General features: G+C 62.4%; 12 protein-coding genes. 7 read left to right on the top strand and 5 right to left on the bottom strand.

Annotated elements, in window-relative coordinates; genetic code table 11:
• The first annotated feature begins 53 nt into the window (after nt 1-53).
• The 7 genes from NZ746_09380 to serA all read left to right on the top strand — a co-directional run bounded on the left by NZ746_09380 (nt 54) and on the right by serA (nt 8,485).
• The gene (locus NZ746_09380; protein MCS6817579.1) at nt 54-1,820 is read left to right on the top strand and encodes a serine hydrolase; all 1,767 of its coding nucleotides are present in this window, start codon (nt 54-56) and stop codon (nt 1,818-1,820) included.
• 137 nt (nt 1,821-1,957) lie between these two features.
• A complete protein-coding gene (locus NZ746_09375) occupies nt 1,958-3,304 on the top strand; it encodes an amidohydrolase family protein (protein ID MCS6817578.1) in 1,347 nt (448 codons plus the stop codon).
• 37 nt (nt 3,305-3,341) lie between these two features.
• Entirely contained in the window at nt 3,342-3,920 is a 579-nt protein-coding gene (locus NZ746_09370; protein MCS6817577.1) for a TlpA family protein disulfide reductase, read from the top strand.
• Complete coding sequence (locus NZ746_09365) at nt 3,917-4,867, top strand: ABC transporter ATP-binding protein (GenBank protein MCS6817576.1); 951 nt, start codon at nt 3,917-3,919, stop codon at nt 4,865-4,867. Before NZ746_09370 ends, NZ746_09365 begins: the two co-directional genes overlap by 4 nt.
• Nucleotides 4,864-5,664, top strand: coding sequence for an ABC transporter permease (locus NZ746_09360; GenBank protein MCS6817575.1), 801 nt, complete (start codon nt 4,864-4,866; stop codon nt 5,662-5,664). Before NZ746_09365 ends, NZ746_09360 begins: the two co-directional genes overlap by 4 nt.
• 26 nt (nt 5,665-5,690) lie before the next feature.
• A complete protein-coding gene (locus tag NZ746_09355; protein ID MCS6817574.1) occupies nt 5,691-6,851 on the top strand; it encodes a class I SAM-dependent RNA methyltransferase in 1,161 nt (386 codons plus the stop codon).
• Between the two features lie 50 nt (nt 6,852-6,901).
• A complete protein-coding gene (gene serA / locus NZ746_09350; GenBank protein ID MCS6817573.1) occupies nt 6,902-8,485 on the top strand; it encodes a phosphoglycerate dehydrogenase in 1,584 nt (527 codons plus the stop codon).
• A gap of 1,064 nt (nt 8,486-9,549) precedes the next feature.
• Here serA and NZ746_09345 read toward each other — a convergent pair.
• From NZ746_09345 to pdxS, 5 genes are all read right to left on the bottom strand, one after another.
• On the bottom strand, nt 9,550-11,136 hold the full coding sequence (locus tag NZ746_09345) for a hydantoinase B/oxoprolinase family protein (GenBank protein ID MCS6817572.1): 1,587 nt from the start codon (nt 11,134-11,136) through the stop codon (nt 9,550-9,552).
• Between the two features lie 2 nt (nt 11,137-11,138).
• A complete protein-coding gene (locus tag NZ746_09340; protein MCS6817571.1) occupies nt 11,139-13,154 on the bottom strand; it encodes a hydantoinase/oxoprolinase family protein in 2,016 nt (671 codons plus the stop codon).
• A gap of 407 nt (nt 13,155-13,561) precedes the next feature.
• On the bottom strand, nt 13,562-14,884 hold the full coding sequence (locus NZ746_09335) for an MFS transporter (protein ID MCS6817570.1): 1,323 nt from the start codon (nt 14,882-14,884) through the stop codon (nt 13,562-13,564).
• 353 nt (nt 14,885-15,237) lie between these two features.
• Nucleotides 15,238-15,819 carry a pyridoxal 5'-phosphate synthase glutaminase subunit PdxT gene (gene pdxT, locus NZ746_09330; protein MCS6817569.1) on the bottom strand — a complete coding sequence of 194 codons (582 nt, stop codon included), beginning with the start codon at nt 15,817-15,819 and terminating at the stop codon, nt 15,238-15,240.
• 8 nt (nt 15,820-15,827) lie between these two features.
• Nucleotides 15,828-16,712, bottom strand: a complete 885-nt coding sequence (gene pdxS, locus NZ746_09325; GenBank protein MCS6817568.1) for a pyridoxal 5'-phosphate synthase lyase subunit PdxS — start codon at nt 16,710-16,712, stop codon at nt 15,828-15,830.
• Between the last annotated feature and the right edge of the window lie 227 nt (nt 16,713-16,939).

Raw genomic sequence — 16,939 nt, 5'->3', positions numbered from 1 at the left:
TCTGCTTTTGTGAAGTTCGCGATTATTGTCCGCCGGAGAAGACGAGCGCGATGATGAGGCGAGTCATCCTTCGAAGAGAATGGCGAGGGATCATGGGAGTGATCGCAATGGCGATGCTTCTCGGGAAATGGCCGGGTGATCCTTCCCTCATGAGCGGAGAGCCCGAGGCGGGCTTGCCGACGGCGCAGGGCGCTCCTGTTCAAATCTCAGAAAGCGAGAGCACACTGCGGGCGCACGTGGATCGACTCTTCGCCGCATGGGATCGGTCGGGTTCTCCAGGATGCGCCATTGGGATCATCAAGGATGGGCAGCTCATCTATGCGCGCGGCTATGGCATGGCTAATCTCGAGCATGCGATTCCCATCACGCCTCAAACGGTCTTCGACATCGGCTCGACGGCAAAACAGTTCACGGCGGCGAGCATCGTGCTGCTGGAACAACAGGGAAAGCTCTCGCTGGACGACGACATTCGGAAGTTCGTGCCAGAGATCCCCGACTATGGCCGGCCGATCACCATTCGTCACCTGCTGCATCACACGAGCGGGCTGCGGGACTATCTCACGCTCATGGCCTTGGCCGGCGTTCATTTCGCCGGGGTTACGACCGAGGAGGATGCCCTTCGCTTGATTGCGCGGCAGAGGGGGCTCAATTTCGCTCCCGGAGAGGAGTATCTTTACAGCAACTCCGGCTACTTCTTGCTCTCGATCATCGTCAAGCGTGCGAGCGGCAAATCGCTCCGCGAGTTCGCCGAAGAGCACATCTTCCGCCCGCTCGGGATGAGGAGCACGCATTTTCAGGATGATCACACGCGGATCGTTCCTCGCCGCGCGACCGGATATGCCCCGGCTCCGGAAGGGGGATTTCGCATCAACATGTCGCAGTTCGAGCAGACCGGAGATGGCGCGCTGATGACGACGGTGGAGGATCTGGCGCGCTGGGATGCGAATTTCTATGAGCCGAAGGTCGGCGGGCCAGAACTGATCCGTCGGATGCTGACGCCTGGTCAGCTCGCAAGCGGCGAGACGATCCGGTACGCGGCGGGATTGATCCTGGGCACGCATCGCGGCTTAACGATGATCCATCACGGCGGCTCTTGGGCAGGATATCGAGCTGAATTCCTGCGCTTCCCCGAGCGGCGATTCTCGGTGATCTGCTTGTGCAATCTGAGTACTATCAATCCCACGGTGCTCGCGCGCCAGATCGCGGATCTGTATCTGGCCTCCGCCTTTCCCGAACCCGCGCCGTCGTCCGAGCGCGTGGCGCTCGCCGAGCGCGAGTTGGCGGCTCGGGTGGGAATCTATCGGAATCCGAAGACGGGCGCCATCGTCCGCCTCCTCCAGCGTGGTTCGACATTCTCTTTGGAAGCGTTCGGCTCGAATCTGGAATTAAGGCCGATCGCGAAGGATCGCTTTCAGCTCGTAGCGCCGTTCTCGGCGGAATTAGCTTTCGAGGAGTCGCGCGAGGGCGAGGCCTCGTCCGTTCGATTCCAAATACTTCGGCCCAACCGACCGGCTGAGGTTTACGAGAAGGTGACTCCGGTGACGCTCTCGCCCGAGCGGCTTCTCGAGTATGTGGGGAGGTACGAGAGCGAGGAGCTAGATGCTGTTTACACGATCGCGCGCGAGGGCGAGGCCTTGGTCGTGCACGCGCGCGGGATTCCCGCTTCTCCACTCCAGCACCTTCGCGAGGATGAGTTCCTGAGTCTTGCGGGCTTGCATTACCAATTTCGTCGAGATGCCCAAGGGCGCATCGTCGGCTTCATCCTCAATGCCGGTCGCGCTCGCGGCCTGTGGTTCGCGCGTCGTCCGCCGGGATCATGAGGTGGGCTCACGTTGTGCGGAGACGGCGTTTCGGCGATCGCCGGGGGTGATTGAAGCGCTCGCGAAGCAGGTTCCCGCCAGGAGGGAATCGTGCTATGATCCTCGCGTTGTACATTCGCAGGAGGAGGGGAACGACGATGATCCGAATGACGGCCATCGTTCTCGCCGGAGGTCTTTTGATCGCCCCTGTTCTTGGCGCGATGGGCGGACAATCGTCAGGCGCGACGGAGATCGCCTTTGTCCATGTGAACGTCATCCCGATGACGTCCGAGCGAATCTTGGAGGACCACACGGTCATCGTTCGGGGAGATCGCATTGTCGAAGTCGGTCCGAGTGCGCGGGTGAAGATCCCTGAGGGAGCCATACGGATCGAGGGGCGCGGGTACTATCTGTTACCGGGTTTAGGAGAGATGCACGGGCACATCCCCCCGCCGCAAGCGCCGCCGGAATATCTCGAAGCCGTCCTGTTTCTCTATCTCTCCAACGGTATCACGACGGTGCGCGGGATGCTCGGCGCACCTGGGCAGTTGGAATTGCGCGAGCGAGCGAATCGTGGGGAGCTTCTCTCGCCGACGCTCTATCTGGCCGGACCGAGTTTCAGCGACGCCTCGATCAATTCGCCAGAGGAGGCCATCGCGCGCGTGCGCGAGCAAAAGCAGCAGGGGTGGGATCTGTTGAAAATCCATCCCGGGCTCACCCTCGAGGAGTACGAGGCGATGGCGCGGACAGCGCGCGAAGTGGGCATGCGGTGGGTCGGGCATGTCCCAGCGGCCGTCGGCCTCGTGCGCGCGCTCGAAATGGGCCAGGAGACGATTGACCATCTGGACGGCTACATCGAGTACCTGGAGGGGGACACGGGGCCGCTCGATCGCACCAAGCTCGAAGACATCGTCCGGCGCACGCGGGAAGCGGGCGCTTGGGTCGTCCCAACGATGGCGCTTTGGGAGGTCTTGATTGGAGCGCGCCCCTTAGAGGTGCTGCTCGCCTACTCGGAACTGCGCTACATGCCGCCGCAAATGGTCGAGAATTGGACTCGAGCCCATCGCGCGCGACTGGAGAATCCAAATTACAGTCGGGAGCGAGCCGAGCGAATCGCTGCGAATCGCAAGGAGATCCTGCGAGCGCTGCATCGAGGGGGTGTGCGCATCCTCTTCGGGACCGATGCGCCGCAGCAGTTCAGCGTCCCTGGTTTCTCCATCCATCGGGAGATCCCCGTGCTGCTCGAGTGCGGGCTGACGCCGTATGAGATCCTGCAGACGGCGACGCGCAACGTGGGCGAGTATTTCCGCCACAAGGATCGCTTCGGGACGATCGAGGTCGGCGCGCGCGCCGATTTGATCCTCGTCAAAGGGAATCCGCTCGCGAACCTGGAGAACCTGAAGCAATTGGCCGGCGTCATGGTGCGGGGGCGGTGGCTCTCGGAGAAGGAGATCCAAGAACGCTTGGAGCATATCGCCGCTCGCTATCGCCCGACGGCGAAGTGAAGCGACCAGCTCACGGCGAGCGTGGGAGAGAAGAGCCATGCTGCGATCACGGCTCGTCGGTATCGAGCGGCAGTGGGTCGCCTATTTTCTGCTCGGGCTCTTCCTGGTCGCCTCCGCTCTTTTGCAGTACCGCGTTAAGTTCTCCGAGTTCGGAAAACGAGCGCCCGAAGAGCTTTCGGAGGGAAAGCCGGCTCCCACTTTCACCCTCCCCGACCTCGATGGCGCGCGCATTGCGCTCGAAGAACTACGTGGGAAGATCGTCATCCTCGATTTCTGGGCGACATGGTGTGGGCCTTGTCGGGCCAAACATGCTGACCTCCGCTCGTGGTGGGAGAAGAATCGCGGGCGATTTCCTGAGCTGGTGATCCTCTGCGTGAACGTTCAAGAGGATCCGGCGCAGGTCCGCCACTATGTCGAACAGGCGCGGCTGCCGTTTCCGGTGCTCCTTGACGTGGATGGGGAAGTCGCCAAACGGTATCACGTTCGCGTGTTGCCTACTCTTTATGTCGTGGACCCAGAAGGACGCATCTTCAAGCAGGAGATGGGCTACATGGGCGGCGTCGGAACGAAGATCGAGACCATCGTCCGCGAGATTCGGGAGGAAGACGCGCGATGAGCGACGTTGTCATTCGAGCGGAGGCTCTCACAAAACGTTTCGTCACCGGGACGCTCCGTCGGCGAAGCGTCGAAGCGGTCGCCGATCTGACGTTCGAGGTGCGGCGCGGAGAGATCTTCGCCTTCCTCGGCCCGAACGGAGCAGGGAAGACGACGACGCTCAATCTCCTGATGGGATTCCTCAAACCGACGAGAGGACGCGCCTTTGTCCTCGGCCATCCGGCTGGGGCCGTCGCGGCGCGACGTCGGATCGGCTATCTCCCGGAGGGATATGCGCTCTACGCCGCATTCACGGCTCCGCGTCTTCTTGACGTCTTCGGGCGTTTCTTTCGCCTCCCGACTGCTGAGCGGCGGACGCGCATCGAACGGCTCCTCAAAGACTTCGATCTCTGGTCAGCGCGCGTCCTGCCGATCGGCAGATATTCGCGTGGCATGCGCCAATGCTTGGGCTTAGTTCAAGCGCTCTTGAACGATCCCGAGCTGCTCATCCTCGATGAGCCGACCTCCGGCCTCGATCCACGCGGACGGCGCATGGTGCGCGAGCTGCTGTCACAGTACAGGGCCAGGGGCGCCACGGTATTCCTGTGCTCGCATATCCTCTCGGAGGTCGAAGCCATTTGCGATCGCGTGGCCATTGTGGATCGCGGACGAATCGTGCGGGAAGGACCGCTGAAGGAGATCATTGGCCGAGATCGCGGGTATGAGATCCGATTTGCCCAGGTCGAATCTTCGACGCTCGATCATCTGCGCGCTCTCGGCGTGAACGTCGAGCTGGCTGGAGGAGAGTTTCGGACGTTCGTGAGCGAGGAATCGCTTGCGCAACAGGTCGTGGATCTCGTGAGAGGCAATGGAGGGGTACTGAAGGCCTATCTCCCGACCACGCACACATTGGAGGAAGTCTTCCTCGAGCTCACGGGTCGGCATCTCGTGCCTTCGAAGGACTCATGAACGGGCTGTTCGTCCAAGCGTGGCTGACTGTGCGGCGCGCGATGGCGAGCAAAATGATCCTCGCCGTCCTCCTCCTTGGGCTCGTCGTTTTGGCGCTCACGAGCGTTGGGATCGCTGTCGCTCTCAGAGAAGAGACCTCGCCTCTTGTCCGGGCCGAGGGCGCGATGCTGCTGTTCGCTCTTCTGGCGGGCGGGTTCGGGAATTTCATCGCGCTCGTCCTGGGAGCGACGCTCGTGCGCGCGGATCTGCGGGATGGGACGATCCTGAGCGTGCTCTCCAAACCCATCCCCCGATGGGCTTATGTGGTGGGGAGCTATCTGGGATGCGCGCTCTCCCTGTTACTCGCGTGGGCGATCTTCGCCCTCCTCTTCCTCGGACTCGCTTACGCCTTGGGGGGAGAGATCAATCGAGCGCACGCGTGGATTTTGTTGGGGCGCGTGTTGCTCGCGCTCGTGCTGCTCAGCACAGCCTTCTTCTTCTCGATCTTGACTTCGGCGTGGATCGCGGCGGCACTGGCGCTCATCGTCTACTACGGGGATTCGTTCGTCGCGCTGCTTGTGTCTCTCCTTCGTCCGGTGGTGGGGGAGGTATCCGAGCGCACGCGCGCGCTCTTGGGATACCCCTTCCCGGCGACGGAGCGACTCGATTCCCTCTTTGGAATGCTGATCGGGCAACCGCAGGACGCTCCTGCGATGGGAATGCTCTTCCTTCACTTGGCCGATTATGCCGCGGTCATGCTCGTGCTGGCGGTTTGGGTGTTCGAGCGGAAGGACATCGGTCCGGGCGTTGAAGCTTGAATGCTCTCTCGCTCGAGAGGGAAAGCGTGGTCGAGGTCACCGTCGAACGCATCGTGTATGGCGGCGTCGGGTTGGCGCGCCATGAAGGGCGAGTTCTGCTCATCCCCTATGCCGCACCAGGAGATCGGGCGCTTGTGGAGATCGTCGAAGAGCGCGCTGATTTCGCACGGGCGCGAATCGTGCGGTTGATGGAGGCTTCAGCCGATCGGCGCGATCCGCCGTGCCCGTACTACGGGACGTGCGGGGGCTGTCAGCTCCAGCATCTTCAGTACGCGGCTCAGCAGCGGGCTAAGGCGGCGTTCGTTCGAGAATCGCTCGAACGTATTGGCGGCGTCGTTTGGACGGAGGCACTCCCCGTCATCGCTTCGGAAGAGTTCCACTATCGGCTCCGCGCGCAATTGAAGGTGCGCGTCTCAGAAAGGGGCGTGGAGATCGGATACTATCGGCCAGCATCACATGAGATGTGTCCGATCGCGGAATGTCCGCTGCTCAGCCCGGCGTTGAACGTCGCCTTGAGCAACTTATCGAGCGAGGCGCCGGAGCGCTTCCGAGGTGTGCGCGCGCTCGATCTCGCTCAAGGGGAAGACGGGCGCGTGGCCATCCATCCCTCGGATGAGCGGACGGTGGTCTCGTGGTCGGTGGGCGCGTTCGCCTATACCTTCGATGCGCGAACGTTCTTTCAGGCGAACCGATTCTTGCTCGCGGATCTCGTGCATGCGGTCACGGAGGGGGAAGAGGGAGAGCGGGCGCTCGATCTCTTCTGTGGCGTGGGCTTCTTCACGCTGCCGCTCGGGCGGCGCTTCGCCGAGGTCATCGGTGTGGAGCACGATGCCCGCGCGGTGTGGTTCGCGCGTCGAAATGCGCGTGAGAATGGCGTGACGAATTGCCGGTTCGAGCGCGAGCGCGCCGAGACGTGGCTTGCGCGGAACGGAGGGCGGCTGGGATCGGTGGATCTCGCCGTGCTCGATCCTCCGCGGGCGGGGCTCTCCCGCTCGCTCATCCGCGCGCTCGTGCGCGTCGCGCCCGAGCGCATCACCTACGTCTCGTGCCATCCGGCGGCGCTCGCGCGCGATCTGAAGCTCTTGCTTGCCAGTGGCTACGCGATCTCCTCGATCGTGGTGTTCGATCTCTTCCCGCAGACGTTTCATGTTGAGACGATCGTGAAACTTCGACGGGGAGCGCCTTGACGCTTCGTGCACCCCGACGGCATAATGCTCCCAATTCGGAGGGCGAGAGCGTGAACATTCTGGTGGTGGAACCGATCGCTCCTTCCGGCATCGAGGTTTTGAGAGAGACCGGCTGGAACGTGGACGTGCGCCCGGCGCTGACGCCAGCGGAGATGGAGGCGATCATCGGGGCCTACGAGGCCGTGATCGTTCGGAGCCAGACGCGATTGACGGCGCGCGTGCTTCGCGCGGCGAAGCGCTTGAAGGTGATCGGGCGCGCGGGCGCAGGCGTGGACAACATTGATCTGGAGGAGGCGACGGCGCGCGGCATCCTCGTGATGAACACGCCAGGAGGCAACAGCGTGAGCGTCGCCGAGCACACTTTCGGCTTGATCCTCGCCCTGGTGCGCCACATCGTGAAGGCCAACGAGTCGGTGAAGCGCGGGGAGTGGGAGCGAGGGTTGTTTCTCGGGCGGGAGCTCAAGGGGAAGACGCTCGGCCTCATCGGGCTCGGGAAGGTCGGTCAAGAAGTGGCCAAGCGCGCCAAGGCATTCGGTATGACGGTGATCGCTCACGATCCTTTCATCGCGGAGCGAATCGCGCAGGAGCTGGACGTGCGGCTCGTCCCGCTGGAAGAATTGCTTGCCACGTCCGACGTCATCTCGCTGCACGCCTCGCTCACGCGCGCGACGCGGGGGATGATCCATCGCGAGACCATCGCGCGCATGAAGCCCGGCGTGATCCTCATCAACACGGCGCGCGGCGAGCTGGTGGATGAAGAAGCACTGCTCGAGGGCCTCGATTCGGGACGAATCGCGGGAGCGGGCCTGGATGTCTTCGCCGAGGAGCCTCCACGGAATCGTCGGCTTTTGGAGCATCCGCGCGTGCTAGCGACGCCTCATGTTGGGGCTTCGACGATCGAGGCGCAAGAACAGGTCGGATTAGAGATCGTCCTTCAAGTGCGGGAGTATCTGCAATCTGGAGTTATTCGGAACGCCGTGAACTTCCCTGCGCTCTCACCCGAAGAGCGGCAGCGGCTAGCGCCTTTCTTGGAGCTTGGGGAGAAGCTCGGCGCCTTCGTCGCTCAAATCGCACGCGTGCGTCCGAGCGAGGTTGGCATTCGATATTACGGCGAGCTAACCCACTTCAACGTCTATCCCATCTCCAACGCCATCCTCTGCGGCGTCCTGCGGCAGATGCTCGATGAAGATGTGAACCTCATCAACGCGCGGGCGAAGGCTGAAGAGCGCGATATCGAGATCATCGAGACGCGGAGCAATCGCGCGCGCAGTTATGCGAATCTGATCAGCGTGCAATTGCGCGACGCCGAAGGACATGTGGATTGGGTCGAAGGGGCGGTGCTGCACCAGGGGAATCTGCGGCTCGTCTCTATTGACGGCGTGAGCTTGGAGATCCCGCTAGCGCCTCATATGCTGCTCGTTCGCAACGAGGATGTGCCTGGGGTCATCGGGCGCATCGGAACGCTCTTGGGCGAGGCACAGGTGAATATTGGAAATTTCGCGCTCGCGCGTGGCGGCGCTGAAGGGATGGCCATCGGCGTGCTCACTGTGGATTCTCCCGTCTCGGATGACGTGCTGGCCGAGATTCGTCGTATTCCGGCCATCCGCGATGTGCGCGTCATCGCCCTCCCTTGAGGAATTCGATCCGGGGGTGACCGTGCCTTCCTTCTGGAGCGCGAAAAGCGCTTTCGCTCATGAGGAGAGCCGATATCCCGTTGAGCAAAAGCGAGCGGGGAAGCGCGCAGCGCGTCCTCGCGAGGAGGAGAACCGATGATGCGTGGAAGTCAAATCGTCAGCGCTCTGGCAATTGTATTCTTGAGCGCACCGTATGCTTTGGGGTGGGGGGAGAAGGGCCATCGAATGGTCAATCGGCTGGCGGCGCAATCGCTCCCTCGCGACATGCCCCTTTTCTTTCGGCGTGCCGTGTGGGAGCTGGAATATCTCGGCTACGATCCCGACCGATGGCGATCGCCGAAGGAGCCGGCGCTCAATGCCGTGAACGCTCCCGATCACTTCATCAATCTCGAACGCGTGCCCGGAGGGACGCTCCCTCCTGATCGGGATCAATTCGTGCAAAGGCTCGTCGAACGAGGGATCATTCGCGATGGTGTGACGCCGGCGAGCATTGGCTTTCTTCCCTATCGTATCGTCGAGCTGACGGAACTCTTGCGCGGGCAATTTCGCCTCTGGCGGCAAGCTCCGCGGCGCACAGCGCGTCAGCGCGTCGAGCGCCGTCAGATTGAGCAGAACATCATCTTCATCGCCGGCGTGCTCGGTCACTTCGTGGCCGACGGTGCGCAGCCGCATCATACGACGGTTCATTACGACGGATGGAATACAGCCTTCGCGCCGAACCCGCGCGGATATACGACCGAACGAGGAATCCATCTCCGTTTCGAGAACGATTTCGTCAATGCTGCCGTTCGCGAGGCCGACGTGAGGCCGTTGCTCACTCCGCCGCGTCGGCTCGGTCCGCTCTTGGAAGAGACGATGCGTTACCTGCGGGAATCGCATGCGCTCGTCGAACGGCTCTATGAGCTGGATCGCGAAGGGGGATTCGCTCCGGGCTCGACGCACGCGGAGGCTCGACGCTTCGCTGCCGAGCGATTGGCCGCTGCCGCTCATATGCTCGCCAGCCTCTGGTACACGGCATGGCTGGAGAGCCAAAATGAATCGCTCTCCCCAACGGGCTCTTCGCTTCAGGAGGCTTCTTCTGCGGGGAGATCACCGGGAGGTCCCCATCCTCCGCCGCCAGGGGTTCGGATGGAGATCACATCGCCCTTTCTCACGCGGAGATTGACCTTCCCAGGCAGTCGGTGTTCGACGCCATCGGAGACCAGGATGTTCTCTCCAGGTCGGCCAGGCTCTCCGCCGTGCAGCCCATAAGGAGCGAAACGCCTTCGCTCGGAGAGGATGGCCACTTCGGCATCGGTGAGGAATTCGATCTCGCGAATGATCCCATCCCCGCCGCGATGTCGGCCGCGCCCACCAGAACCCGGGCGCAGACTGTAACGGCGGACGCGCACGGGCAAAGCGTATTCGAGCGCCTCAATGGGCGTGTTCAGCGAGTTCGTCATGTGCGTGTGTACGCCGCTGTCGCCGTCGCTTTGCGGACTCGCGCCCATCCCGCCAGCGATCGTCTCGTAATACGCGAAGGGGGCGCCGGTACGTGGGTCAATCCCACCGAGAGTGAGGTTGTTCATGGTGCCGCTGCTCGCGGCTGGGATGATCTCGGGCAAGGCCGGCGCTAACGCTTTCAACAACACGTCCACCAATCGCTGCGAGGTCTCGACATTACCGGCGGCGACCGGAGCAGGGAAGACCGCATTCACAACCGTTCCTTCTGGCGCGGTGACCGTGATGGGAGCCAATACGCCCGCATTCGCCGGAATGTCACCTCCGGTGATCGCGCGGAAGACGTAGTACACCGCCGAGAGCGTGATGGCATAGACGGCGTTCACGTTCCCGCGCGTTTGCGGAGCCGAGCCGGTGAAATCCACGAGGGCCGAGTCTCCCCGAATAGAGATCCTGACGCGAATCGGTACGGGCGCGTCGGTGATCCCATCGTCATCCAAATATTCCTCAGCCACGTAGTCGCCGTCGGGGATCATCGCCAAACGCGCGCGCACCATGCGTTCGGCGTAGGCGTATAACTCGCGCATGTAAAAGGCGACTTCCTCCTCGCCGTATTTCGCTATCATCTCGCGCAATCGTCGCTCGCCCGTGCGATTGGCGGCCAATTGCGCCGTGAGATCGCCCTCGCGTTCGACTGGCGTCCGCACATTGGCGAGGATCAAGCGCATGACCGATGTGTTGAGCTGCCCTCTCTCGTAGAGTTTGATCGGTGGGATGCGCAGGCCTTCCTGAAAGATCTCGGTCGAGAGCGGCATCGAGCCGGCGGACATGCCGCCGATGTCCGCGTGATGCGCGCGATTCGCGACGTAAAAGAACGGTCGCTCGCCGACATAGACGGCCGACACCAGCGTCACGTCAGGCAGATGCGTCCCTCCTTCATAGGGGTCGTTGAGCGCCACCACATCTCCGGGTTCAAGCGTGACGGCCTCGATGGCCTTGCGCACCGACATCGGCATGGAGCCGAGATGGACCGGCATGTGATCGCCTTGAGCGACCAGACGTCCCTTGCCATCGAAGATGGCGCACGAGTAGTCGCGCCGCTCTTTGATGTTGGGCGAGAAGGCCGTGCGCCGCAGCGTGATCCCCATCTCCTCGGCGATCGAGATGAAGAGCGATTTGAAGATCTCCAGCTTGATCGGATCGAAAGCCATCCTCAGCCCTCCCGCGAGAGGATCAGGTTCTCGTACTCGTCCACATCGGCGCGCCATCCCAGGGGGATGACCGTCGTCGCGCTGTACTCCAGGATGATGGCCGGTCCGAAGATCGTCGCGCCTGGAGTGAGTGCCTCGCGCCAGTAAAACGGCGTCTCTCGCGCGATCAGGGCATTTCCTTCGCGGAAATGGACGGAGCGACGCGCCACGGGTTCGATCGGCCTCGGGTCGCGAGCTTTCGGACGACAGGCCGGTTTCTCCGTAATCCCACAACCCCTCACGCGCACGGTGACCAGTTCGATGCGCCGCATCGGGTCGGCGTAGCCGTAGCGGCGCTCGTGCGCGCGATGGAAGTCCGCAATGAATTCGCGCGTGAATGGCAAGGAAAGCTCGAACGCTTGTCCGGCGTATCGCACGTCCACGAAGCGCGAGAGGAGGATGCGATCGGGCGGGAATCCTTCGGCCTGAAGATCGGCGCGGGCGCGCTCTTCCAAACGTGCGAACATCGCCTCCAATCGCTCTGGCTCGATCTCCCCTTGCGAGAGCATGACCGTTTGCGAGTAATCCTTCAACACATCCGAGAGCAAGACGCCGAGCGCCGAGAGCAATCCGGGATGCGGCGGCACTAAGACGCGCGGGATCGAGAGCATCTCGGCGAGATCGCACGCATGCAATCCACCAGCACCGCCGAAAGCGACGAGGACGAAATCGCGCGGATCGTAGCCGCGCTCAATGGAGATGACTTTGATGGCGCGCGCCATGTTGGCGTTGGCGACATCGAGGATCCCCAGGGCGATCTCGATCTCCGAAGCCGGACGCGGGAACCGCTGGCGAAAAGCTTGGAAGTATTCAACCGTGCGCGCGAGATGTAGAGGCATCGCGCCGCCGAGAAACCGATCGGGATCCAATCGCCCCAATAGCAGATGCGCATCGGTGACGGTGAGCTCTTCGCCTCGCCCGTAGCAAACCGGGCCTGGATCTGCTCCTGCGCTCTCTGGGCCGACGCGCAACGCTCCGCCTTCATCCACGCGGGCGATGGATCCGCCTCCCGCGCCGACCGTGTGGATGTCAATCACCGGAATGCCGATGGGCAATTCGGCGATGCGGGCCTCATGCGTCGTCTGAATCGCGCCCTCCACGAGACTGACGTCGGTCGAAGTTCCCCCCATGTCGAAGGTGATGATCCGCGAGAACCCAGCCAATTGCGCGACGGCGAAAGCGCCCACCACGCCTCCAGCGGGACCGGAGAGCACAGTGCGCACCGGTTGCTGTGCCGCCGCGCGCGCTGAGATCGAGCCGCCATTCGATTGCATGATGCGAAGCGCGAAGCGGCGAGTGGAGCGCGCTTTGCCCAGCTCGGCCACTCCTTCTTCCAAACGCGAAATGTAACGGCTCATGAGTGGCGCCAAATAGGCGTTGATGACGGTCGTCGAAGTCCGCTCGTATTCGCGAAATTCCGGCAGGATCTCGTGCGAGAGCGAGATGGGCACGCCAAGCTCGGTCAATAACTCGGCCGTCTCCCGCTCGTGCTTCGGTTCCAGAAAGGCGAAGAGGTAGCACACAGCGATGGACTCCACGCCCTCCTCCGCCAGCCGTGCGCGCAGTTCGCGCACGCGCTCTCGATCAAGTGGAATGAGTACTTCTCCCGATGAGGTCACCCGCTCGCGCACCCCGAAGCGAAGCGATCGCGGGACGAGCGGCTTCGGACGCGACGCCGTGAGCTGATAGAGTCCAGGCCGATTCTGCCGGCCGATCTCCAAGACATCCTCGAACCCTTCAGTCGTGAGCAAGGCCGTGCGGGCTCCCTTGCGTTCGAGCAGCGCGTTGGTCCCCACGGTCGTCCCGTGCACCAACTCGACCGCCGTGTCCGCTTCGCCCAGCAGCTCTTGTACCCCCAGGAGCACGGCCTGTTCGGGCTGCTTCGGCGTCGAAGGCACTTTCAGGGTCACGAGCGCACCATCGCGCACGAGGATGAAATCCGTGAACGTCCCTCCGGTATCTACGCCGATTCGCAACATCCGCGCCTCCAGCTTCAATTCTCCCAGGAGAAGATCGCGAGGGGACGCCCGCGCCTCCGCCCCTCCTCGCGTTTTACAAGGTTCACGCTGCTCATCGAGCGACGCGTTCCGCCTCGCGCGCCTCCGCTCAAGGTGGAGGTATTCGCAGAAAGGCTCGCCACGCCGATGAACGTCTGGCCATCATAGGCACCAAACCTCACGCCTCGCTCTTCCCTCCGGATCCATCGGATCGCGTTCCCATTGCCCGATGGGTCACGTCCACGCCCGACGCTCTCCAATATTCGGCATGAAGCATAATGCGCGAGATCATCTTTCGCAACTTGCAGGCCGAGGCTGCCCCATCCGGATTCGCGATGCCGAACTCGGGTTCGACGCATCCTCTTCGCCGATCGGATCGTTCCCTCCGTTCACTCGAGCGTTCGAGCTTTCGTTTCCGGAAGGACCAAGGCGAAGGCGGCGGCGATCAGAAACGCGATGGTCGTGAGCGAGAATGCGACGCCCAGACCATACGCTTGAGCGTAGTGTCCGACGGCGAAGGGCGCGAGCGCGCTCACTCCGCGCCCGAAGTTATACGTGAAACCTTGCGCCGTAGCTCGAATCCGCGTCGGGAACAGTTCAGCCGTGATCGCGCCGAATCCGCTGAAGTATCCCGTCCCGAAGAACGCGACGGCCGGACCCAGCAAAAGCAGCGACAGCGGATGCCGCGTTCCTCCGTAGATGGGGACTAGCGCTGCTGCTGTGAGAAAGTAAATGAGGTACGTGGGGCGCCGTCCCACCCAATCGCTGATGAAGCCGAAGGTCACATAACCAAGCCACATGCCGACCTGCATGAGAATCACCCAGGTGGAAGTCTGCACGATGCTCAGGCCCGCTCCCCCTTTATCCGGGGGAAGCGCCAGATATGCTGGAATCCATGTGAACAGCCCCCACCAGGCGAACATCGAACTGGTGTTCATGAGCGTCGTTGTGAGGGTATGTCGCAGGAACCTTTTGCGAAAGAGTTCGACGATGCGAGGAGCCGACGCCTTCGCAAGCGCCTGTTCTCGCTGCGCGCTCTTCCACAATGCTGGTTCTTCGACGGAGCGTCGAATCCAAAAAGTCAGCAATGCCGGCAGGATGCCGAAGAAGAAGACGGCGCGCCATCCGTATCGAGGAAGAATGAGGGCCGTGATTGCAGCAGCGAGTGCGTAACCAATAGCCCAAGAGCTTTGGACAATTCCTAACGCCTTTCCGCGGTGTTCGGGCGGCCAGGTCTCGGAAACAAGTGCGGCTCCCGTTGCCCATTCTCCGCCCATGCCCAATCCGAGCAAGATGCGGAAGACGGCCAATTGCGCGATGTTCTGCGCCAGGCCACAGGCCGCCGTGAAGAAGGAGTAGATCAGGATGCTGGCCATCATCGCCTTCGTCCGGCCGACGCGGTCCGCAAGAAGACCGAAGAGAATTCCTCCAACGGCCGAGGAGAGGAGGGTGAGCGATCCCAGCAGGCCCGCCTGCGAAGGGGTCATCTGCAGGTCGCGCATGAGGTGTGCCAAGACCATCGCATAGAGCATGACGTCCATGCTGTCGAGCATCCATCCGAGGCAGGCGGCCACAAGCGCTCGACGCTGCTCGGGCGAAGCCTGTCGGAGCCAGGCGAAGATTCCGGCAGCGGGTCCGAAGTCTCTCCGAAGCGCATGAGCAGATTGAACGATTCGGGCGGTTTCCTCTCGATGCTCGTCGTTGATCCTCATCGTCTGCCCTTCATCGCGTGCTTCCCCCGCGACCAAGGGGCGGGATCGCCGTTCATATCAGGGACAGTTTCCGTTCGCGCTCCGAATGTGGCTAGGGGAGACGCCGTAGATCGGCGGACGACCGACGCAGAATCGCCGAGCCAACGCGATCTCCGAGAAAGAGTGTCCGAGTTTCAAAGCGATCGTGGTGATTTCGGTCTTGAGGCGATTAGAGAGGCCGTCGGACAGCCATACGCACTGCTGTCGCGGATTTATTGACCGGCTCCTGCGCATACGAAGAGCCGTATTATCGCGATCACCTCTTGGCCTGTCAAGGTGAAGGGAAAGACCTCCATCGGGAGGAGGCGTCGCCCTTATCGCGCGGACGCGGCTTCGACCAATTGTAAGAATCGTCGGTGAATGCGCAGGTCGTCGGTCAATTCGGGATGAAAAGTAGCGGCCAGACAACGTCCCTGCTGGACGAGCACAGGATGGCCGCCGTGTTCGGCGAGCACCTCGACATTTGGTCCGACGCGGGTGATGATCGGTGCCCGAATATAGACCATCTCCAGGGGAGGGGGGCCGAAGGCGGGGCTGAGCGCGCGATCCACGAAGCTGTTGATTTGGCGGCCATAGGCATTCCGCTGCACAGAGATGTCGAGGAAGCCGAGTGAAGGCTGGCGCGGATTGGTGACCTCCCGCGCCAGCAGGATCGCGCCCGCGCATGTGCCGAAGAACGCGCCGCCACGACGAGCCAGCTCCTGAAGCGGTTCCCAAAATCCTTCCTCCAGCAGGAACTTCAACATCGTCGTGCTCTCGCCCCCTGGGAGGATCAGGCCCGAGATCTCGCGCAGTTGCTCAGGATGTCGGACCTCACACCAAGGCGCGCCGAGCCGTTCCAAGACACGTTCATGAGCGGCGAAGTCACCTTGAACGGCTAGGACACCGATCTTCATCGTCGCTCTCACCATCCGCGCGTTTGCAGAAGCTCTTCCTTGGCCAAGCGAGATACATCCAGGCCGCGCATCGGCTCGCCCAGCTCTTCGCTCGCTTCCAGGAGCTTCTGGGGGTCGTTGTAGTACGTCACCGCCTTGACGATGGCGCGCGCCCGTCGCGCTGGATCCTCCGATTTGAAGATTCCGGAGCCGACGAAGACAGCTTCCGCGCCCAGTTGCATGCAGAGCGCGGCGTCGGCCGGCGTGGCGATTCCCCCGGCCGCGAAGTTGGGCACCGGCAGGCGACCATGCTCAGCGACCCAACAGACCAACTCATAGGGCGCGCCCAAGCGTTTGCTCTCGGCCATCAACTCTTCCTTGGGCAAGACCGTCAAGCGACGGATCGCGTCCATCACGCTCCGCAGATGGCGAACGGCCTCGACGATGTTCCCCGAGCCGGCCTCCCCCTTCGTCCGGATCATGGCCGCGCCTTCGCCGATGCGACGCAAGGCTTCGCCCAAATCGCGCGCTCCGCAGACGAAGGGGACTTTGAATTGATGCTTGTCAATGTGATGCTCTTCATCGGCGGGCGTCAGCACTTCGCTCTCGTCGATGAAGTCCACGCCCAGTTCCTGTAGGATCTGGGCTTCGACGAAATGGCCGATGCGCACTTTCGCCATCACGGGGATGGAGACGGCTTCCATGATCTCGCGGATCCGCTTGATCGAAGCCATGCGCGCTACGCCCCCTTCGGCGCGAATGTCTGCGGGCACGCGTTCGAGCGCCATCACGGCGACGGCCCCCGCTTCTTCCGCGATGCGCGCCTGTTCGGCGTTGGTCACATCCATGATGACACCCCCCTTGAGCATTTCGGCCAGTCCGACTTTCACCCGGAAGAGATCGTTCATGATCATACCGACGTCCTCCTAGAGTGAGCATTCGGGTGGGCGAACTCCCCATGCCATCTCGTGCTCGAAGAAACCCCGAAGAGGTTCTCAATGTCGTGGCCTTGTATGCCCTTCACGAGAGCGCCCACCCTCCGATCGCAATCTCTCTCTGCATGACAACACATGATTATACTCGAAGCCTGTGCCTTGAGGAGAGCGCGCGTGGGGCCTTGTGAAGAGGACACCTGAAGCGG

It is taken from the genome of Blastocatellia bacterium, assembly GCA_025055075.1.
GTDB lineage: Bacteria > Acidobacteriota > Blastocatellia > HR10 > HR10 > HR10.
The sequence above is the reverse complement of the archived record's forward strand: the minus strand, read 5'-3'. Positions and strand labels throughout refer to the sequence as shown.